The sequence below is a fragment of the Nocardioides sp. NPDC127503 genome (genome assembly GCF_040302165.1).
Lineage (GTDB): Bacteria > Actinomycetota > Actinomycetes > Propionibacteriales > Nocardioidaceae > Nocardioides.
Map to the genome: position 1 here is coordinate 109,136 of NZ_JBEORH010000010.1, position 20,068 is coordinate 129,203.

The 20,068-nt window shown below is 68.9% G+C and carries 18 protein-coding genes; 7 read left to right on the top strand and 11 right to left on the bottom strand.

Features of this window, described 5'->3' with window-relative positions:
• Positions 1-13 precede the first annotated feature (13 nt).
• Positions 14-742, bottom strand: coding sequence for a TIGR03936 family radical SAM-associated protein (locus ABTW65_RS21845; protein ID WP_350663979.1), 729 nt, complete (start codon positions 740-742; stop codon positions 14-16).
• A 99-nt stretch (positions 743-841) separates the two neighbouring features.
• On the opposite strand from ABTW65_RS21845, the gene ABTW65_RS21850 reads away from it, so the two are divergent.
• Complete coding sequence (locus ABTW65_RS21850) at positions 842-1,831, top strand: endonuclease/exonuclease/phosphatase family protein (protein WP_350663981.1); 990 nt, start codon at positions 842-844, stop codon at positions 1,829-1,831.
• A 36-nt stretch (positions 1,832-1,867) separates the two neighbouring features.
• Here ABTW65_RS21850 and ABTW65_RS21855 read toward each other — a convergent pair whose 3' ends face one another.
• Positions 1,868-2,236 (bottom strand): nuclear transport factor 2 family protein, encoded by a 369-nt coding sequence (locus ABTW65_RS21855; protein ID WP_350663984.1) that lies wholly within the window; start codon positions 2,234-2,236, stop codon positions 1,868-1,870.
• 48 nt (positions 2,237-2,284) lie between these two features.
• On the opposite strand from ABTW65_RS21855, the gene ABTW65_RS21860 reads away from it, so the two are divergent.
• The 4 genes from ABTW65_RS21860 to ABTW65_RS21875 all read left to right on the top strand — a co-directional run bounded on the left by ABTW65_RS21860 (position 2,285) and on the right by ABTW65_RS21875 (position 4,752).
• The gene (locus ABTW65_RS21860) at positions 2,285-2,707 is read left to right on the top strand and encodes a GNAT family N-acetyltransferase (RefSeq protein ID WP_350663986.1); all 423 of its coding nucleotides are present in this window, start codon (positions 2,285-2,287) and stop codon (positions 2,705-2,707) included.
• Between the two features lie 51 nt (positions 2,708-2,758).
• A complete protein-coding gene (locus ABTW65_RS21865; protein ID WP_350663988.1) occupies positions 2,759-3,142 on the top strand; it encodes a RidA family protein in 384 nt (127 codons plus the stop codon).
• A 72-nt stretch (positions 3,143-3,214) separates the two neighbouring features.
• Positions 3,215-3,871, top strand: coding sequence for a hypothetical protein (locus ABTW65_RS21870; RefSeq protein WP_350663991.1), 657 nt, complete (start codon positions 3,215-3,217; stop codon positions 3,869-3,871).
• Between the two features lie 269 nt (positions 3,872-4,140).
• Positions 4,141-4,752, top strand: coding sequence for a DUF4190 domain-containing protein (locus ABTW65_RS21875; RefSeq protein ID WP_350663993.1), 612 nt, complete (start codon positions 4,141-4,143; stop codon positions 4,750-4,752).
• A 17-nt stretch (positions 4,753-4,769) separates the two neighbouring features.
• Here the strand turns inward: ABTW65_RS21875 and ABTW65_RS21880 are convergent, their stop codons facing one another.
• Positions 4,770-6,740, bottom strand: a complete 1,971-nt coding sequence (locus tag ABTW65_RS21880; protein WP_350663995.1) for a TIGR03960 family B12-binding radical SAM protein — start codon at positions 6,738-6,740, stop codon at positions 4,770-4,772.
• A gap of 97 nt (positions 6,741-6,837) precedes the next feature.
• On the opposite strand from ABTW65_RS21880, the gene ABTW65_RS21885 reads away from it, so the two are divergent.
• The gene (locus ABTW65_RS21885; RefSeq protein WP_350663997.1) at positions 6,838-7,512 is read left to right on the top strand and encodes a class I SAM-dependent methyltransferase; all 675 of its coding nucleotides are present in this window, start codon (positions 6,838-6,840) and stop codon (positions 7,510-7,512) included.
• A 72-nt stretch (positions 7,513-7,584) separates the two neighbouring features.
• On the opposite strand, the gene ABTW65_RS21890 is transcribed toward ABTW65_RS21885, so the two are convergent.
• From ABTW65_RS21890 to ndk, 8 genes are all read right to left on the bottom strand, one after another.
• Entirely contained in the window at positions 7,585-8,802 is a 1,218-nt protein-coding gene (locus ABTW65_RS21890) for a S8 family peptidase (protein ID WP_350664000.1), read from the bottom strand.
• A gap of 350 nt (positions 8,803-9,152) precedes the next feature.
• Positions 9,153-10,835, bottom strand: a complete 1,683-nt coding sequence (locus tag ABTW65_RS21895; protein WP_350664002.1) for a S8 family peptidase — start codon at positions 10,833-10,835, stop codon at positions 9,153-9,155.
• Between the two features lie 92 nt (positions 10,836-10,927).
• Positions 10,928-12,151 carry a rod shape-determining protein RodA gene (gene rodA / locus ABTW65_RS21900; RefSeq protein ID WP_350664004.1) on the bottom strand — a complete coding sequence of 408 codons (1,224 nt, stop codon included), beginning with the start codon at positions 12,149-12,151 and terminating at the stop codon, positions 10,928-10,930.
• Positions 12,152-12,169: 18 nt separating this feature from the next.
• On the bottom strand, positions 12,170-14,257 hold the full coding sequence (gene mrdA, locus ABTW65_RS21905) for a penicillin-binding protein 2 (protein WP_350664006.1): 2,088 nt from the start codon (positions 14,255-14,257) through the stop codon (positions 12,170-12,172).
• 1 nt (position 14,258) lies between these two features.
• Positions 14,259-14,813, bottom strand: a complete 555-nt coding sequence (mreD, locus tag ABTW65_RS21910; protein ID WP_350664009.1) for a rod shape-determining protein MreD — start codon at positions 14,811-14,813, stop codon at positions 14,259-14,261.
• Positions 14,810-15,835 (bottom strand): rod shape-determining protein MreC, encoded by a 1,026-nt coding sequence (gene mreC, locus ABTW65_RS21915; protein WP_350664011.1) that lies wholly within the window; start codon positions 15,833-15,835, stop codon positions 14,810-14,812. Before mreC ends, mreD begins: the two co-directional genes overlap by 4 nt.
• Before the next feature lies 1 nt (position 15,836).
• On the bottom strand, positions 15,837-16,862 hold the full coding sequence (locus tag ABTW65_RS21920) for a rod shape-determining protein (protein WP_160024659.1): 1,026 nt from the start codon (positions 16,860-16,862) through the stop codon (positions 15,837-15,839).
• A gap of 264 nt (positions 16,863-17,126) precedes the next feature.
• Complete coding sequence (ndk, locus tag ABTW65_RS21925; protein ID WP_350664014.1) at positions 17,127-17,531, bottom strand: nucleoside-diphosphate kinase; 405 nt, start codon at positions 17,529-17,531, stop codon at positions 17,127-17,129.
• Positions 17,532-17,643: 112 nt separating this feature from the next.
• On the opposite strand from ndk, the gene ABTW65_RS21930 reads away from it, so the two are divergent.
• The gene (locus tag ABTW65_RS21930) at positions 17,644-20,034 is read left to right on the top strand and encodes a Tex family protein (protein ID WP_350664016.1); all 2,391 of its coding nucleotides are present in this window, start codon (positions 17,644-17,646) and stop codon (positions 20,032-20,034) included.
• Positions 20,035-20,068 lie beyond the last annotated feature (34 nt).

Sequence of the window (20,068 nt, forward strand, 5' to 3'; positions counted from 1 at the left end):
CACCGAAAGCACGTTAGTGGAGCGGGTCGCCGATCGTGCCGGAAACCTCGTCGAAGATGCCCTGGCTGAGCCGGGTCAGGAGCGGCAGCCCACCGTGCTCGGGGCCGACCTTCAGGCCGCCGATGCGCTCCAGTCCGGTGACGACGTCGTCGGGACGTACGGTCGGGGTGCCATGCTTGAGCAGGAGCTCCAGCCGGGAGCCACGCTCGCGGGGCGCCGAGCTGAGACGTACGACCGCGCCTCGGGCATCGAACTCACGCAGGCCCTTCTTGGTCATCCGGGAGACGATGACCTCCTCGGCGCCGAGGAACGCCTCGACCGCCGCTGCGGCCTCCTCCGGCGCTGTCGGCAGGTCGATGATCCACTCGCTGCCGGTGAGCAGGTCGGCCAGCGCGCCCTTGGGCGAGGTGGCGGTGTCGACGACGTCGATCAGGTCCAGGCCGTCGGGCATGACCTCGTCCAGGGCAGCCTTGGTCGCGGCCGGGTCGACCCTCTCGCGCAGCCCCAGCTCGACGTACTCGGCCTCGCTCGCCGCTCCTGTCGGCGCAGCGCCGGCGTAGGAGATCCGCGGGTGCGGGTTGAAGCCCGAGGAGTACGCCACCGGGATCCGCGCCCGCGCGACCGCGCGCTCGAAGGCGCGGCTGAAGTCGCGGTGGCTGGTGAACCGGAGCCGGCCGCGCTTCGCGTAGCGGATGCGGAGACGCTGGACCGGCGGGGCCTGCTGTTCGGGCTGTTGACGCACGGGTCGATTATGTCGGTCCAGGGGCGCGATCACCCATCCGGCGAATGGAAAGCGAACGGTCTGTAACGGTTTGCACACCAAAAATGGGAGACTCGCGCGGTGAGCCACCACAGAAGCAGGAAGTTCTCGGTACGCCTCAAGGAACTTTTGCCGATCTTCGCGGTGGTCCTCACGGTCGGCGCCATCGCTGCCCTGACCGTCCTCGCGCCCCGGCTGAGCGACTCCAGGCAGGCCTCTGCGGACGCCTCCCCCTCGCCGAGCGCCGAACCCGATGCCAGTCCGTCGGCCTCCGCCTCGGCGCTGTCGGAGCCGCTGCCGAAGTTCAAGACGCTCGACGCACCGCCGGCGATCGACAAGGTCCCGAAGAAGCCGAAGATCGACCCGTGCGCGGTGCCGCGCAACCTGACCGTAATGACCTTCAACATCAAGGGCGGCCGGGTCTCCCCCGGCGAGCTCGGCGGCATCGCGAGCGTGATCCGGGACTCTGGTGCCGACGTCGTACTCCTCCAGGAGGTCGACCAGAACCGCCGCCGCTCCGGCAACGTCGACCAGCCGGCGATCATCGCCTCGCACCTCGGGATGCAGTCGGTCTTCGGCGCCAACGCCTACATCACCGACCGCGGTGGCTACGGCACCGCGATCCTGTCGCGCTACCCCATCGACGGCTACGACAACACCCACCTGCCCAACCGCGACGGCAAGGAGCAGCGCGGCGTGCTCCGGGCCAACATCATCGTCGAGGGCCAGCGGCTGGTCGTCTTCAACACCCACCTCGACCACACCTCCGACTCGCTGCGGCAGGCCCAGATCGGTGCGGTCATGTCCAAGGTCAACGCCTACGACGGCGCCAAGCTCCTCGGCGGCGACCTCAACGCAGGCGACGGCTCCGGCGTCCTGGGCACCGCCCTGGCCACCCTCTCCGACGCCGGCGCCTCGTTGGGTTCCAGCCACGACGGCGGTGGCCGCGTCGACTACCTGCTCCCCAACTCCTGGCTCACCGCCGGCGACGGCAACGTCACCCCCACCGGCCTCTCCGACCACCACGCCGTCAGCATCGACTTCGCCATGCGCGGCGCCGCGGACTGCTGAGGCTTCAGCGTCGGGTGCGACGGCCGGTCCAGCGCGTCAGTAACGCTCGACCGATACGGCTCGCTTCGGCGGGTCGTACGCCTCCGGCCAGAAGTCGGTGACACGTGTGATCCGCCCGGCGTCGATCTCGAGGAACGTCTGCGACTCGCCCGCCTCATCATCCATCCGCCAGTCGAACCAGACCACGGCGCGCTCGTCGTCGGCGATCACCACCTTCGGCGTCAGGTGCCACTCTCCGGGGTAGGTCTGATTGAACTCGAGGAACGACGCGCGCCCGTTGATCAGCTCGCGCGTCTGCGGCATGTCGTAGACGACGTCGTCGGCCAGCAGCGCCGTCCAGGCGTCCCAGTCCCTCGCCTCGAGGAGTTCGAGATATCTGCGTCCAAGTGCGCTGTTGTCCGACATGGCGGCAACCTACCGGTGGTCGAGCGAGCGCGTGGGAGACTTCCCGCCGTGATCGAGTTGCGCCCAGCGGTTGTTGCTGACGTCCCCTCACTCCTGGAGTTGTGGGAGGTGGCGGCGGAGAACGACGCGCGGCCGACGGACTCCGCGGTAAAGGTCGAGACGTTGATCGCGCGCGACCCGGAGGCCTGCACGGTCGCGGTCACAGAGGACGGCCGGGTCGTCGGCTCCCTGATCTCCGGCTGGGACGGCTGGCGCGCCCACCTCTACCGACTGGCGGTCCACCCCGACGTACGCCGCCAGGGGCTGGCCCGCCGCCTCCTGGACCACGCCGAGACCCGCCTCGTGGCGCTGGGCGCGGGCCGGATCGACGCGATGGTCCTGGAGGGCAACGACCTGGGACAGTCGCTGTGGAAGAGCTCGGGTTACGAGTCGCAGGCCGAGTGGCGCCGCTGGGTCCGCCCGGTCGGCTGAGCAGCCGGTAACCGGTCGCCAAAGATACCGAGTCGGGTCTACCTTCAGCGGATGGAATTCCTGACCCCCGAAGACCTTCCCGCACCCGCCGGCTACAGCCACACGGTGATCACCGACCCAGGCGCCCGGCTGGTCGTGACCTCGGGCCAGGTCGGTGTCACCGACGAGGGCGCCGTGGCCGACGGCTGGGAGGCGCAGACCCGGCAGACCTTCGTCAATCTAGGCGTGGCCCTGGCCGCCGCGGGCGCGAGCTGGGCGGACGTGGTGAAGCTGACCTACTTCGTCGTCGCCACCACCGAGCTGCCGCTGATCCGCGCGGTGCGCGACGAGTTCGTCGACCTCGCGAACCCGCCGGCCAGCTCGCTGGTGCAGGTCGCCGGCCTCTTCCGCCCCGACGTACTCATCGAGGTGGAGGCCACCGCCGCCATCAGCTGACCGGTCAGCCAGATCGGGTACGCCGATCCATACCGAGGACGCGGAACCGCTCGATGCCCTAGCCTCCGCGCCATGGATCACCAGCCCGCGGCGCTCGGACCACAGGCCGCACAGTCGTCGACGCTGGCCTGGGTCGCGCTGGCGCTCACCTTGGCGTGGGTCCCTCCGCTCGGTCTGCTGATCGGCCCTCTGGACACCTTCCTGGGCCTGGCGTGCACGCTCGCCGGCACGACCCTCGCCGTCATGGTGCTCCTGCGCTCACGCCACGGCATCGACCACGGCAAGGTGCCGGCGTCGATCGCCTTGGCGAGTGCCGCGCTGCACCTGGCTGTCACTCTGGTCCTCGGTCTGACCCTGGTGACGGCCACCGAAACCTTAGACGTTCCCGAGGTGGCGGAGGACGCCGGTTGGCCCGTTCCTCCTCAAGAGTCCGTCACGGGCGACTGCCTGCTGAGTACCGAGCGCCCAATCTCCACACCCTGCTACGAGCCTCACCGGGTGGAGGTCGCCGGCACCTACACGCTTCCCGACAAGGGCTGGTTCGAGGATGCTGAAGCCGAAGCTGATCCGCTCTGCTCCAACGCCGTAGCAAAGTACCTCGACATTCCCGAGGAAGAGGCTGCCTGGCGCTACGGACTGTCGATCTCCGCAGACGAGCCCTACAAGGTCGCCTGCTGGGCCGTCTCCGAAGACCCCGTCACCGGCACGATGCGCACCACCAGTCCCTGACCAGGAGCTACGACCGTCACAATCCCGCATGTGCGGGGTAATGACAGCCGAAGTCGCACCGGTCGCTGCCACTTCCGTGCACATGCGGGAAAGTGACGGCTCCCTGCGGTGGACCGGAACGGCACCCAGGGTTGGTAGGTCAGGTCACCCTGCGCATGCCCGTACGGGCATGTCATCATCCGCTCATGTCGAACGACGCGCACCCCACGGCGCCTGGCCCAAACCCAGCAGCTTCCCCATCGTCGGAGCCCGGGGGGCCTTCTCAGGCGATGGCGATCGTCGCCCTGATCTTGTGCTGCTTCATCTTCTTCCCGCTGGCACCGATCGTCGGCATCGGACTTGCGATCGCGGTGCTCATCAGGTCCCGCCGGGGCCGCAACCACGGCACAAAGAAGGCGATCACCGGAATTGCGATCGGAGCCTCCGGCCTTGCCCTCATCGTCGGGCTCGTCGGTAGTGCTTGGTGGTTCACGAGCGGTGCCAACATCGAGCGCGACAGCATCGGAGCGGTGACGTCGAACGGGACGGCTTGGGCAATGGATCTACTGGTCGGGGATTGCTACAACGACCCAAAGCCGGGCGGTGTCAAGAGCGCACTCGGCATTGTCGACGTCGTCCCGTGTGCGCAGGAGCACCGTTGGGAGATCTACCAGCTCGCCCCGATACCGGGCACCAGTTGGCCTGGGTACAGCGATGTCGAGGAACGCACCTATGAGTCGTGTCGCGCGGCATTCATCCGGCTCACGGCCGACAACAACGACGGACTCTCGCTGTCCACCTACAGTTTCGCGCCCACGAAGGACGAATGGAATGCCGGCGACCACCACGCGACCTGCATAGCCGGCAACGTCTTTCCATCCACCGGTTCAATCAGCGACTGATCCGAGAAGGAAACCGGCTACACGACCGAGAGCGGCAGCAGCTTCTTGCCCGTCGGGCCGATCTGGATGTCGGTGTTCATCTCAGGACAGACGCCGCAGTCGTAGCAGGGGGTCCAGCGGCAGTCCTCGACCTCGATGTCCTCGCCGTTGGCGACGGCGAGGGCGTCCTCCCAGTCGGCCCAGAGCCAGTCCTTGTCGAGGCCGGAGTCGAGGTGGTCCCAGGGGAGGATCTCGTCGTACTCACGCTCGCGGGTGGTGTACCAGTCGAGGTCGACGCCGGTGCCGGCGAGACCGGTCTCGGCGGCGGTCATCCAGCGGTCGTAGGAGAAGTGCTCGCTCCAGCCGTCGAAGCGGCCGCCGTCGCGCCAGACGTGCTCGATGATCCGGCCGACCCGACGGTCGCCGCGAGACAGCAGGCCCTCGACGATGCCGGGCTTGCCGTCGTGGTAGCGGAACCCGATCGCGCGGCCGAACTTCTTGTCGGCGCGGACCATGTCGCGCAGCTTCTGCAGCCGCTCGTCGGTGGTCTCGTGGTCGAGCTGGGAAGCCCACTGGAAGGGGGTGTGGGGCTTGGGTACGAAGCCACCGATCGAGACGGTGCAGCGGATGTCGTTGCGGCCCGAGACCTCGCGGCCCTTGGCGATGACCTTCTTGGCGAGCTCGGCGATCTGGAGGACGTCCTCGTCGGTCTCGGTCGGGAGGCCGCACATGAAGTAGAGCTTCACCTGGCGCCAGCCGTGGGAGTACGCGGCGCCGACGGTGCGGATGAGGTCCTCCTCGGTGACCATCTTGTTGATCACCTTGCGCATCCGCTCGGAGCCACCCTCGGGGGCGAAGGTCAGACCGGAGCGACGGCCGTTGCGGGAGAACTCGTTGGCCAGGGTGATGTTGAAGGCGTCGACGCGGGTCGAGGGCAGCGAGAGCGACACGTTGGTGCCCTCGTAGCGGTCGGCCAGGCCGGTCGCGACGTCACCGATCTCGGTGTGGTCCGCCGAGCTCAGCGAGAGCAGGCCGACCTCCTCGAAACCGGACTTCCGGATCCCGTTCTCGACCATGTCGCCGATGGTGGTGATCGACCGCTCGCGCACCGGGCGGGTGATCATCCCGGCCTGGCAGAAGCGACAGCCGCGGGTGCAGCCGCGGAAGATCTCCACCGAGAACCGCTCGTGGACGGTCTCAGCCAAGGGCACCAAGGGATTCCGCGGGTAGGGCCAGGCGTCGAGGTCCATCAGGGTGTGCTTGCGCACCCGCCACGGGATGTCGGGGCGGTTGGGGACCACGGCCTCGATCTGGCCGTCGGCGGCGTAGTTCACGTCGTAGAACTTCGGGACGTAGACGGCCCCGGAGACGGCCAGTCGCCGCAGCAGCTCGTCGCGGCCGCCGGGGCGACCGTCCTGCTTCCACTCGCGCACGACCTCGGAGATCTTGAGCACGACCTCCTCGCCGTCGCCGAGCACGGCAGCGTCGAGGAAGTCGGCGATCGGCTCGGGGTTGAACGCGGCGTGGCCGCCGGCGAGCACCACCGGGTCGTCGTCGCCACGGTCGACCGCGTGCAGCGGGATCCCGGCGAGATCGAGCGCGTTGAGCATGTTGGTGTAGCCGAGCTCGGTCGAGAACGACAGCCCGAACACGTCGAACGCCTTCACCGGACGGTGCGCGTCAACGGTGAACTGCGGAATCGGTCCTTGCTCGTCGCCCTCGCGCATGATCTTCTCGAGGTCGGGCCACACGGCGTAGGTGCGCTCGGCGGCGATCCAGTCACGCTCGTTGAGCACCTCGTAGAGGATCTGGACACCCTGGTTGGGCAGGCCGACCTCGTAGGCGTCGGGGTACATCAGCGCCCACCGCACCTCGACCTCGTCCCACTTCTTGACGGTCGAGTTGAGCTCCCCACCGACGTACTGGATCGGCTTGGACACCAGCGCCAGGCGCGGCTCCAGCCGAGGGAAGACGGACTCAGGAACGAGGTCGCTCTGGGCGACGGTCACGATGGGCACCTCAAAGCTCGGGAACGATCAACCCCAAGCGTACGCCGCCCCCTGACTCCCCTACCAAACCTGGCGCTGCGAGGACAGAATGCCGGGCATGGCTTTGCGTACGTGGACAGGAGAGTTCGCCGGAGGAACCATTGCGACAGGCATGGCCAGGCTCAACGCCCGGCATCCGTGGAGCCACAACGACCACTTCCACAGCTGGATCCTCGCGAACCTGCCGGCGCGGCGTCGCGGCGCGCTGGATGTCGGCTGCGGACGTGGCGAGCTCGTGGCGGCGCTGTCGCCGCGGTTCGCGTCGGTCCGCGGGAACGATCGCGACGAGGAGATGCGGCGACACGCCACGGCTCGCTGCACGGGTCTCGCCAACGTGACCATCGACGGTCGCTCCTGGTCCGACGCCACCGGCCCGATCGACCTGGTGACGATGGTCGCCGTCCTGCACCATCTCGACGTCGCCGCCGCTCTCGCCGATGTGCGCCGCCTCCTGAAGCCAGGCGGGCGGTTCCTGGCGGTCGGCCTCGCACCGCCGCGCAGCGCGACGGACCATCTGTGGGACCTCGCCTCCGCAGTGACGAACCCGATGATCGGCTACGTCAAGCATCCGTGGCCATCATCCGATGGCGCACCCGTCACCCCAGTCCCGATCAAGGACCCGACGATGCCCTTCGACGAGCTGCGAGAGATCGTCCTCGACGTCATGCCCGGCGCCTCGATCCGGCGCCGCCTCGGCTTCCGGCACACCATCGCGTGGACCAAGCCGTCCTAGCGGAGCGGAAAATGGGCGTTGGGGCCGCCCCTCCCGGACGGCCCCAACGACCCTGAGCTCAGAGCCAGTGGCTCAGAACAGCGTGGTGAGCAGCAGGTTCGGGGAACCGGTGCCCGGGTTGGTGACCACGTCGGGGACGCCGGCGCCGGTCAAGCCCGTGGCGACGTCGGCCGGGGTGGCCGAGGGGTTCGCCTCGAGGAAGAGCGCGGCGGCACCGGCGACGTGGGGAGTCGCCATCGACGTACCGGAGATGGTGTTGGTCGAGCCGTCGTTCCAGGCCGAGGTGATGTCGACGCCGGGGGCGAAGATGTCGAGGCACTCACCGGTGTTGGAGAAGTCCGCGGCAGCGTCGGCGTTGTCGGTGGCACCGACGGTGATCGCCTCCGGGACGGCCGCCGGCGAGGAGCCGCAGGCGTCGGAGCTCTCGTTGCCGGCCGCGACGGCGTAGGTCACGCCGTCGGCGATCGAGGCCTGGACGGCCGCGTCGAGAGCGGCGTCGTTGCCGCCACCGAGCGACATGTTGGCGACGGCCGGGCCGTCGGTGTGGTTCTCGGTGACCCACTCGATGCCGGCGACGACACCCTCGGTGGTGCCGGAGCCCTGGTCGTCGAGGACGCGGACCGGAACGATCGTGGCCTCCTTGGCCAGACCGTAGGTGGTGCCCGCGACGGTGCCGGCGACGTGGGTGCCGTGACCGTTGCCGTCGGTCGGGTCGGTGTCGCCGTCGACGGCGTCGAAGCCCTCGCCGATGCGGCCGCTGAACTCCGAGTGGTCGGTCGCGACGCCGGTGTCGATGATGTAGGCGGTCACGCCCTTACCGGTCTGCTCGTAGTGGTAGTTCTTGTCGAGCGGCAGCGCGGCCTGGTCGACCCGGTCCAGGCCCCAGGTCGGGTCCGCCTGGTCACCCTGGGTGGTGTAGCGGTGGTTGGCCTGCACGTAGGCGACGTCCGGGTTGGAGCGGACCTCTTCGAGGGCGTCCTTGTCGAGCGAGGCCGAGAAGCCGTTGAACGCCGTGTTGAAGACCTCCCGTACGTCTCCACCGGCGTCGCGGGCGTCGCCGCGCACCGACTTGGCCTCGGACTTGGCCACGTCGCTGCGGCCCTGCTTCTCCATCACGACGATGTACTCACCCTCGATTGCGGTCGAGGCGTCCGCGCCGCGCAGCGGTGCCGGACTGTCCGCGGCGCCGGCCGGGACGGTGAAGGCGATCGCCGACGCTGCTGCTCCAACAGCTACGGCGGAGATGACTGCCGGCGCCTTGAAGGCCCGGTTCTTGATGGTTCGGTTCACGAACTGACTCCCGTCATCGTGCGGCCCGATGGGGCCACAACCATTCATTGCACCGGACTTGGGAACCGCCTGTAGGTGGTCCCACGCGCAGACCTCGCACGTGCCGGCCGAACGCCCTGCGCCCTCCCTACGGCCGCAACCCGAAGCGTTCGGTGAACCACGTAATCACGTTACGTAGAACCCGTAACGACCCAACTCTTCGCATTGCAGCAACGTGCAGATACCAAAGGTGAACACCTATAAACAGCCCATAAACAAGGCGGGAAAAATGGTCTGTAACCCAACACACCGGGCCGCTCGCGTAACGCGAGCGACCCGGTGCGGTCAATCTTTCAGACGAGTGCCTCAGATCAGGCGATGGAGGTGTCGTCGATCAGGAAGCTGGTCCCGAGCGAGGAGTCCTCGGTGCCGGTGAACGTCAGCGTGACGGTGCTGCCGGCGAAGGACCCGAGCGAGAACGACTTCAACGAGTACGACGAGCTCGCGTTCAGGTTGGAGTACGTCGCCAGCGTCGTCGACCCCACCTTGACGGTCAGCTTGTCGTAGGCCGTCGAGGTGGTCGTCTCGTTGGTGATCACCCGCAGGTAGAACGACAGGGTCTTGCCGGTCGTCGGCAGGGTGACCGACTGCGACAGGTTGTCGGTGCGGGTGGTGCCGTAGCCGTTCAGCCACGCCTTGTAGGAGCCCGAGCGTGCCGGGGCGCTGCTCGAGTTGTCGATCACGCCCGAGGAGGCGCTCCAGCCGGTCGCGCCGGACTCGAAACCCGGGTTGGTGAGCAGGTTGCCCGTGGTCGGCGGGTCCGTCGGGTCCGTGCCACCGCTCCACAGCGAGTAGAGGAGGCGGTTGGGAGAACCGGTCCCGGGCGAGGTGACCACGCCGGTGGTGGCGTTGGAGTTGATCGCCGAGGCGACGGCAGAGGCTGATGCAGTCGGGTTCGCCTGCAGGTAGAGCGCCGCCACTCCGGCGACGTGCGGGGTCGCCATCGACGTACCGGAGATCGTGTTGGTCGCCGTGTTGGAGGTGTGCCACGCCGAGGTGATCGAGGAGCCCGGCGCGAACAGGTCGACGCACGAGCCGATGTTGGAGAAGCTCGACCGGGCGTCGGTGTTGGTCGTCGAGCCGACGGTCAGGGCACCGGCCACCCGGGCGGGCGAGCCGTTGCACGCGTTCGCACCGGAGTCGTTGCCCGCGGCCACGGCGTAGGTGACGCCGTCCGCCATCGAGCTGGAGACCGCGGAGTCGAGGGTCGAGGAGACCCCGCCGCCGAGCGACATGTTGGCGACCGCCGGACCGGAGGTGTGGTTGGAGGTCACCCAGTTCACACCCGCGATCACACCGGCGGTCGTGCCGGACCCGGAGGCGTCGAGCACGCGGACGGGCACGAGCGTGACGTTCTTGGCGACGCCGTACGTCGACCCGCCGACGGTGCCGGCGACGTGGGTGCCGTGGCCGTTCTCGTCCTCGGTGCTGGACCCGATGGCGGTGTAGCCGGAGGTCACCCGGCCACCGAAGTCCGCGTGCGCGGAACGGATGCCGGTGTCGATGATGTACGCCTTCACACCCGAGCCGGTGTAGTCATAGTGGTAGTTCGAGTTCAGCGGCAGGTTGCGCTGATCGATGCGGTTGAGCCCCCAGGTGGGGTTGGCCTGGTCGCCGCTGGCCTTCACGACCTGGTTGGCCTCGATGTAGTCCACGTCGGGGTTGCTGCGGAGCGCGTCGAGCGCGTCGGCGTCGAGCGTGGCGGAGAACCCGGTGACCGCCTTGTCATAGGCGTACTTCACCGAGCCACCCTTCTCCTTGGCGAGCGCCCGGGCGTCGGCGGCGTTGGCCTTGGCCGCCGCACCGTTGCCCTTCATCACGACGATGTAGGAGTTGTCGATGGCCGTCGACTTCTCGGCACCGATCAGCGGTGCCGGGCTGTCTGCTGCGCCGGCGGGACCGGACATGGCCAGGATGGTGGTAGCCGCACCGACGGCGGTGACCGTCGCTGCTGCCAGTGCGCCGAGGCGCTGGATTCTGTGGGGTGAGTTCACGGTTACTGCTCCCGTCGTCAAGCAGCCTCGGGATGAGGGCTGCAAGGGGTAACAGATGCCCTGTAGGGCACCGGGAGGGAACGTAATCGAGTTTAATTTCGATGAAACGCGACATCTTTTCGCACTGCAGCAACCTGCAGGCGATCACGCGAGCGGAGGTCCTGAAGTGGTCCGGACCGGTCCAGACCGGTGCGCCGCGAGCGGGCCGAGATGCCGAGCAGCACACCCACCGCCAGCAGTGCCGCGATCATCGAGGAACCGCCGTAGGAGATCAACGGTAGCGGCACCCCCGTGACCGGCATGATGCCCAGGCACATCCCGATGTTCTGGAAGCTCTGGATGCCGAGCCAGCACACGATCCCGGCCGCCGCCACGCGCCCGAAGAGGTCGTCGGTGCGCGCCGCGATCCGCAGCCCGCGCCACAGCACGACACCGATCAGCCCGATCACCAGCAGCGAGCCGACCAGCCCGAGCTCCTCCCCCACGACCGTGAAGATGAAGTCGGTGTGCTGCTCGGGGACGAAGCCCGCACGCGCCTGCGATCCCTGGAACAGTCCCTGCCCGAAGATGCCGCCGTCGCCGATCGCGATCCGCGCCTGCTGCACGTTGTAGCCGGCCCCGCGAGGATCCAGCGACGGATCGGTGAACGCCATGAACCGGTTGATCTGGTACTGCTTCAGCACCCCGGTCGCGACCACCGTCGTGGCACCCGCCACGCCGGTCAACGCCAGCAGCGCGAGCCATCGCCGCGGTGTTCCCGCGGCCGCGAGCACGCAGAAGACCGTCACACCGAGCACCATCGTGGTGCCGAGGTCGGGCTGCAGCAGGACCAGGACGATCGGCACCGCCGCGACCAGGATCATCGCGACCACGTCGCCCAGCGACACCCGTGCCCGCCAGCGGCCCTCGCTGCGCTCGGCCAGGACCAGCGCCATCGCGATGACCACGGCCAGCTTGGCCAGCTCCGAGGGCTGGACCTGCACCGGCCCGAGATTCACCCACGACTTCGACCCGTTGACCGTGGAGCCCATCACCAGCACCAGCACCAGCCCGACCACCGCGGCCAGGTAGGCCACGGGCGTCAGGAGCCGGACCCAGCGGTGGTTGGTCGCGACCACGCCGACCATCAGCACCAGCCCGGCGGCCACGTTGATCGCCTGTTTGCGCAGGTAGGCGGTGGTGTCGCCACCGGTGATCGCGTCCCGGTGGATCGTCGCGGACCAGACCAGCAGCACCGACAGCGACACCAGGACCAGCACCGCGGCCAGGAGGACGAGGTCGATTCGGCGTACGAAGGCCATCACGTCGTTCTTCATGCTGTGCCCACCAACCCCTCAGTCCTTCGGGGCGACGATCGAGCCGTCGGCACCGAACGCGGGCAGGTTCCTCGGCGGGTCGATGCCCCGGATCGCGGCCTTGTCGGGCCGCACCTCGGCACCGCCCTCCTCGATCCCGTAGAGCGTCTCCCACAGCTTGCGTACGGAATCGCCCACCGAGCCCGAGCCGGTGCCACCCTGGGAGATCGTCATGATGACGACGTACTTCTTGTTGTACGTCGCGACCCAGCCGGTCGTCTGCTTGCCGGTGACCTCGGCGGTGCCGGTCTTGCCGCGCACCTTCACCTCGTCGAGCGGGAACCCGCCGAACTTCCAGGCCAGGGAGCCCGACTGGGGAGTGCCGAGCAGCGCCTCGTTGACGTAGTCGATGCTCTTGGCCGACATCTTCACCTTGCCGGCAACCTTGGGGTCGATCTTCTCGACCACCGTCCCGTCGCCGCTGACGACCGCCTTCCCGATCCTGGGCTCGTAGAGGGTGCCGCCGTTGGCCAGGGACGCGTAGGCCCGAGCGAGCTGGATCGGGGTGACCATCGTGTCGCCCTGGCCGATGGAGAAGTTCACCGCGTCGCCGGTGCGGTAGTAGTTGCCCTCGATGCAGAACTCGTGGGCGAAGAGCTGCAGGAAGTCGGTGGGGGCGTTCTTCTTCTCGTCCATCCGGCAGTAGTAGCCCTTCATGGCCTGGTAGTACTCGGCCTTCCACTTCCGGTCCGCGATCCGGCCCGTCGACTCCCCCGGCAGGTCGATGCCGGTGCGCTTACCGAAGCCAAAGGCCTTGGCGGTCTCCACCAGCGGGTCCTTGGCGTTGACGTCGGCGGGGTTGGCGCCGTACTTCTGCCAGTAGTGGACCCCGACCTGGTAGAAGAACGTGTTGCAGGAGACCTGGAGCGCCTTGGCGAAGTCGATGAACCCGTAGGCGCCCGACTCGTAGTTCTTGAACACCCGGTTGCCCACCTGGAGCCCGCTGGAACAGTTGAGCAGGGTGTCGCGGCTGTAGCCGTTGTTGAGCGCGCCGACCGTCATGAACGGCTTCCACGTCGAGCCCGGCGCGAACTGACCCTGCGTCGCCCGTGGCAACAGCGGGTAGCCCGCCTTCTCGGAGTAGAGCCTGTCGAGCTGCTTCTGGGTGATCCCGCCGACCCACTCCTCGGGGTCGTACGTCGGCTGGTTGGCCATCGCGACCAGTCGGCCGGTCTGCGCCTCCATGACCACGACCGAGCCGGAGTCGGCCTCGAAGTTGCGGCCGGAGATCTTGTCGAAGGTGTTGCGCGCGGTCTCGATCGACTCGGCGAGCAGCTTCTCGGCACGGCCCTGCACCTTGGCGTCGATGCTGGTCACCAGCGTGTCGCCGGGCTGGGAGGCGACCGAGTCGCCGCGCCCGATCTCTCGGCCGAGCGAGTCGACGGTGACGGTGTCGTAGCCGGGCATCCCGCGCAGCCACTGGTCGTACTCCTTTTCGACACCGGAGCGACCCACCATCGAGGTGATGTTGAGCGACTCGTCGCCACGCTCCTTGGCGTTGTCGTTCTCGTCCTCGGTGATCGGGGAGAGATAGCCGAGCACGCCGGCGGCGTTGATGCCGAAAGGGCTCGGGTAGGAGCGCAGCGTCTGCTTCTCCGCGACCACACCGGGAAAGTCCTCCGGCTGCTCGAGGATGCGCAGCGCGGTCGACTCGGAGACGTCGGTGGCGATCGGGACCGGCTGGTAGCGGGTGCCGGACCAGTTGGCGATCGCCTCGTCCTGCTTCTTCGGGGACACGTCGACGGCCTTGGCGACGCGGGCCATCAGCGTCTTCCTGTCGTTGTCGTCCAGCCCGTCGAGCACACCCTGGTCGAGGCTGACGACCCAGGCGGAGCGATTGGTCACCAGCGGCCGGCCCTGGGCGTCGACGATGATGCCGCGCACCGGCTGGCGCACGATCTCGCGCTTGGACTGCGAGGCCGCGGCGGCCTGATAGGCGTCGCCGTGGCGTACCTGCAGATAGAAGAGCCTGACTCCGAGCGTGGCCAGCAGCGAGAAGACGAGCGCCTGGATCACGATCAGCCGCAGTCGGCTGACCTGGGCGGTGGAGAGTCGACTCGGGGCCATCTCAGATATCCCCCCTGCCGATCAGCCACAGCATCGCCGGGATCAGCAACGGCGCCAGGAGCAGGTCGTAGCCCACGCTGATCGCCACGGTCGGCAGCAGGGTCAGCGGCGCCTCACCGAGGATCAGGCCGCTGACCGCGAAGATGCTGACTCCGATGAACGCGCAGGTGGCCACCGTGGCCATCACGGTCATCGCGTTGGGACGGCCCTGGCCACCGTGGATGCTGCCCTCGTCGATGCTGCCTTCGCGCACGCGACCGGCGACGTAGCCGACGATCAGCAGCGCGAGCGCCCACCGGCCGGCGGTGTGGTCGGCGGGAGGCGCCAGATCGAGGAGTACGCCGGCCGCGAACCCGGTCACCAGACCGGCCTGCCCGCCGCGGGTGAGCGCGACCGCGAGGACGACCAGGAGCGCCAGGTCGGGGGTGATCCCGCGGATGGCGAAGGCCGGCGCCACGCTCAGCTGGAGGACGACGGCAATGATGACCAGCATGCCGACCAGGACGTTGCGCAGCACCGGGGCGGCGCCGGAGGCGCGACCTTCCATCTGGCTCATCGCAGCTCTCCTTCCGGTGTGATGACGGCGCGGTCGCTCATGGTGTCGCCGGGCACCACCACACCGACGACGTCGAGCGAGCCGAAGTCGACGTACGGCTTGATCCGCACCGTCTGCGAGGAGTCACGAACGCTCTCGAAGGTGTCGGTCACCTCGCCGATCGGCAGCCCGGAGACGTACGGAGCGGCTCGGCCATCACCCCAGGTGATGACCGTGTCGCCCTTGAGCGGGGCGGTGGACTGGTCGACGAGGTCGAGGGTCAGCAGACCGGAGGGGGTGCCTCCTGCGACCGCGCCGGAGCCGCGGACCATCCCGACCTGGCCGGACTTCTTGCCGCTGCGGTCCTCACCGCCGACGCGACCGCCGACGACCGAGGCGGCGTCGACGATCAGCAGGACCGTTGCCGAGGTCTTGGTGACCCGCAGCACCCGGCCGACCAGGCCGTCGCCGGTCACGACCGACATGTCGGACCTGATCCCGGCGGCGCTGCCGGCGTCGATGGTGACGGTGCGGTTGAAGGTCTGGGCGGGGCCGTAGGCGGTGACGCGCGCCGGCACCATGGCGTAGCCGAGGTCCTCGGCGGCGCGGGTGATCGACTCGTACTCGGCGAGCTTGGCCCGGCCGTAGTCGGTGACCTCGACCTGGCGGCGCAGCGAGGAGTTCTCGGCCTCGAGCTTCGCGACCTTGTCACGCAGCTCGTCGCGGGTGTCGAACCACTCCGGGATGTCGGTGAACGGACGGGCCACCATCGCCGCGCCGGTCTCCAGCGGGGAGATCACCTCGCCGACCGCGGCGCGGGCCGGCTCCAGGACGGGGGTCTGGTCGAGCGTGGCCAGCGTGGCGCAGCACAGGATGAGCGCGATCAGCCAGGAGCGCTTCGGGCCACCGCCGCCGGCCTTGGTCTCGAGGCTGCCGCGGCGGTTGAGCCGCTCCCGCGGCGTACGGACCATGGGTTTGGGGCCCTTGCGTTGTTCCAGCCCTTTGCGCAGACGTTCGCTGGGGCGGGGGCTCAGCAACGACACGTCACCATCTCCTGTTCTCGTTCACCAGGACGGGGCGGAGCACGTCGTAGTCCTCGACGCAGCGGCCGGCGCCCATCGCGACCGAGGTCAGCGGCGACTCGGCGACGTGGACGGGCATACCGGTCTCGTGGCGCAGGCGCTCGTCGAGCCCGCGCAGGAGGGCACCGCCGCCGGTGAGCACGATGCCGCGGTCCATGATGTCGCCGGCCAGCTCGGGCGGCGTCTGGTCGAGGGTGGACCGGACCGCGTCGAAGATGTCGTGCAGCGGCTCCTCGATCGCCTTGCGCACCTCGGCGCTCGAGACGGTCACGGTGCGCGGCAGGCCGCTGACCAGGTCCCGTCCCCTGATCTCGGCCTCGGGCTCGTTGGGCAGCGGCCAGACCGAGCCGAGGGTCATCTTGACCTCCTCGGCGGTGCGCTCGCCCAGGAGCAGCGCGTGCTCCTTCTTCAGCCAGGTCATGATCGCGTTGTCGAGCTGGTGGCCGGCGGTCCTGATCGACTGCGAGGTGACGATGCCGCCGAGGCTGATCACCGCGACCTCGGTGGTGCCTCCGCCGATGTCGACGACCATGTTGCCGGTCGGCAGGTGCACCGGGAGCCCGGCGCCGATCGCGGCTGCCATCGGCTCCTCGATGATGTTCACCATCCGGGCGCCGGACTGGTAGCCGGCCTCCTTCACCGCGCGGATCTCGACCGCGGTGATCCCGGACGGGACGCAGATGACCATCCGCGGCTTGGCGAAGTAGCGGCGGCGGTGGACCTGATGGATGAAGTAGCGAAGCATCTGTTCGGTCGCCTCGAAGTCGGCGATCACGCCGTCCTTCAGCGGCCGCAGCGCGACGATGTCGTCGGGCGTACGTCCCAGCATCTTCTTGGCCTCATGGCCGACGGCGACCATCTCGCCGGTGTTCTTGTTGAGCGCGACCACACTCGGCTCATCGACAAGGACACCCTTGCCGCGGACGTAGACGAGTGTGTTTGCGGTGCCGAGGTCCACCGCCATGTCACGTCCAATGATGCTCGCCATGCGTCCTCGCGTTCCCGGGGCGCCGCGTCGGGGATCTGTGCTGCAGGATGCGGGCCTCCCGACGAGGCTACGAAGGTCCGAGCCTCAATCCGGAGAGGCTCGCCGAAACCGCAACGATACGGGGTGCATCCACGTCGCCGAACCAGGGGATGCCTGTGTTCACCGGGTGTTGCGGAACGGCTCACGGAGGCCTGCGAAAGCGGTCTCCAGGGCAAATGAGAGATCGCGCCGGTAGGGCTACCGGCGCGATCTGCGGTCAGACTCTCAGGCGCTGAACCAGAGCTTGATCTCGCGGTCGGCCGACTCGGGCGAGTCCGAGCCGTGGACGAGGTTCTCGCGGTTGGAGAGGGAGAAGTCGCCGCGGATGGTGCCCGGGGCGGCCTTGCGGCCGTCGGTGGCACCGTTGAGCGCGCGGACGACCTCGATCGCCTCGTCGCCCTCGAGGACGGCGGCGACGAGCGGGCCGGAGGTGACGAAGTCACGCAGCGGCGGGTACCAGGGCTGCTCGACGTGCTCGGCGTAGTGCTCGTCGGCCATGCCCGCGTCGATGGTGCGGTGCTCCAGTTTCACGATCGAGAGGCCCTTGGCCTCGTAGCGGGACAGGATCTCCCCCACCAGGCCCCGGCGGACGGCGTCGGGCTTCAGGATCACGAACGTGCGCTGCGTCATGGGGCCGAGCGTATCGGGGCGGGCCGGTCCGGGCACGTTCGGGCCGATCGCTGCTGTGCCCTTGTCGGCCACGTTGAGACCATGTCGGTGGGATGCGGCAGGATGGCGCTCCGTGACGACAACCCCATCAGCTCCGACGCTCGCAGACTCGATGGCCGCCATCCCGGCCCGCATCGCCGAAGATCTCGGAGTGCGCCCGGCGCAGGTGACCGCAGCGGTCGCCCTGCTCGACGAGGGCTCGACGGTGCCGTTCATCGCTCGCTACCGCAAGGAGGTGACCGGCGGCCTCGACGACGCCCAGCTGCGTACGTTGGAGGAGCGCCTCGGCTACCTGCGCGACCTGGAGGAGCGGCGTGCCGCTGTGCTCGCCGAGATCGCGAAGCAGGACAAGCTCACCCCCGAGCTGCAGGCCTCGATCCTCGCCGCCGACACGAAGGCGCGGCTGGAGGACATCTACCTGCCGTTCAAGCCGAAGCGGCGCACCAAGGCGATGATCGCCCGCGAGAACGGGCTCGAGCCGCTGGCCGACGGGCTGCTGGCCGACCCGACCCTGGACCCGGTCGTCGAGGCGGAGAAGTACCTCGGGGAGCAGGTCGCCGACACCAAGGCCGCGCTCGACGGCGCTCGCGCGATCCTGGTCGAGCGGTTCGGTGAGGACGCCGACCTGATCGGCACGCTGCGGGAGCGGATGTGGAAGCAGGGTCGCCTGGTGACCCGCGTCCGCGAGGGTCGCGAGAACGACCCGGCCGCGGCGAAGTTCTCCGACTACTTCGAGTTCTCGGAGGCGTACGCCTCGCTGCCGTCGCACCGCACCCTGGCCGTCCTCCGTGCGGAGAAGGAGGAGGTGCTCGACGTCACCCTCTCCCCCTACGCCGAGGAGCCGGAGCCGGGCGAGGTCACCGACTACGAGCGCTCGATCGCTTCTCGCTTCGGGATCACGGACTCCGGCCGTCCGGCCGACAAGTGGCTGGCCGAGACGGTGCGGTGGGCGTGGCGTACGCGGATCCTCTTCCGCCTCGAGCTCGACATGCGCACCCGGATCCGCACCGCCGCCGAGGAGGCCGCGATCGCGGTCTTCGCTGACAACCTTCGCGACCTGCTGCTGGCCGCGCCGGCCGGCACCCGGGCCACGATGGGCCTCGACCCTGGCATCCGGACGGGCGTGAAGGTGGCCGTCGTGGACGCGACCGGGAAGGTGGTCGACACCTCGACGGTCTACCCGCACGAGCCGCGGCGCGACTGGGACGGATCGCTGGCGACGCTGGCCAAGCTGGCGAAGAAGCACTCCGTCGACCTGATCGCGATCGGCAACGGCACCGCCTCGCGCGAGACCGACAAGCTCGCCGCCGACCTGCTCAAGCTGCTGCCGGACCTGAAGATGACCAAGGTGATGGTCTCCGAGGCGGGCGCCTCGGTCTACTCCGCCTCGGCCTATGCCTCCGCCGAGCTCCCGGATCTCGACGTGTCGATCCGTGGGGCGGTGTCGATCGCGCGCCGCCTTCAGGACCCGCTGGCCGAGCTGGTGAAGATCGAGCCGAAGTCGATCGGCGTCGGGCAGTACCAGCACGACCTGCCCGAATACGGCCTCTCCAAGTCCTTGGACGCGGTCGTCGAGGACTGCGTGAACGGCGTCGGCGTCGACCTCAACACCGCCTCGGCTCCGCTGCTGCGCCGGGTCTCGGGGATCACGGAGTCGCTCGCCTCGGCGATCGTCGCCCACCGCGACGCCAACGGCCCCTTCCGCACCCGCCGCGAGCTCACCAAGGTCGCGCGGCTCGGCCCGAAGGCGTTCGAGCAGGCGGCCGGGTTCCTCCGGATCCGCGGCGGGGACGACCCGCTCGACATGTCCGGCGTGCACCCCGAGGCCTATCCGGTGGTCAACCGCATCCTCGACAAGGCGTCGGCGGACATCGGGTCACTGATCGGCAACACCTCTGCGCTGAAGTCGCTGAAGCCGTCGGAGTTCGTCGACGAGAAGTTCGGCCTGCCGACGGTCACCGACATCCTCGCCGAGCTCGAGAAGCCCGGACGCGACCCGCGCCCGGGGTTCAAGACGGCGACCTTCGACGACTCGGTCCACGCCGTATCCGATCTGCGCCCGGGCATGGTGCTCGAGGGCACCGTCACCAACGTGGCCGCCTTCGGCGCCTTCGTCGACATCGGCGTCCACCAGGACGGCCTGGTCCACATCTCCGCGATGTCGGACAAGTTCGTCGAGGACCCGCGCGACGTGGTCCGCTCCGGTGACGTGGTGCGTGTGAAGGTCCAGGAGGTCGACGAGGCCCGCAAGCGGATCTCGCTCACGCTCCGGCTCAACGACGACGCGCCCGCGCCGGGCGAGCCGAAGGCTGCCGGTGGCGGCAACCGTGGCCAGCGCGGTGGCGGTGGTGGCGGGAAGGGCCAGCCGCGCGGCAAGGGCGGCGGTCGTCCGCAGAGTCGCCCCGCTCCGGCGCCCGCAAACAGCGCGATGGCCGACGCGCTGCGCCGCGCAGGGCTCTCCTAGGTCTCACCTAAATCGCTGGGGAGGAGATCTGCAC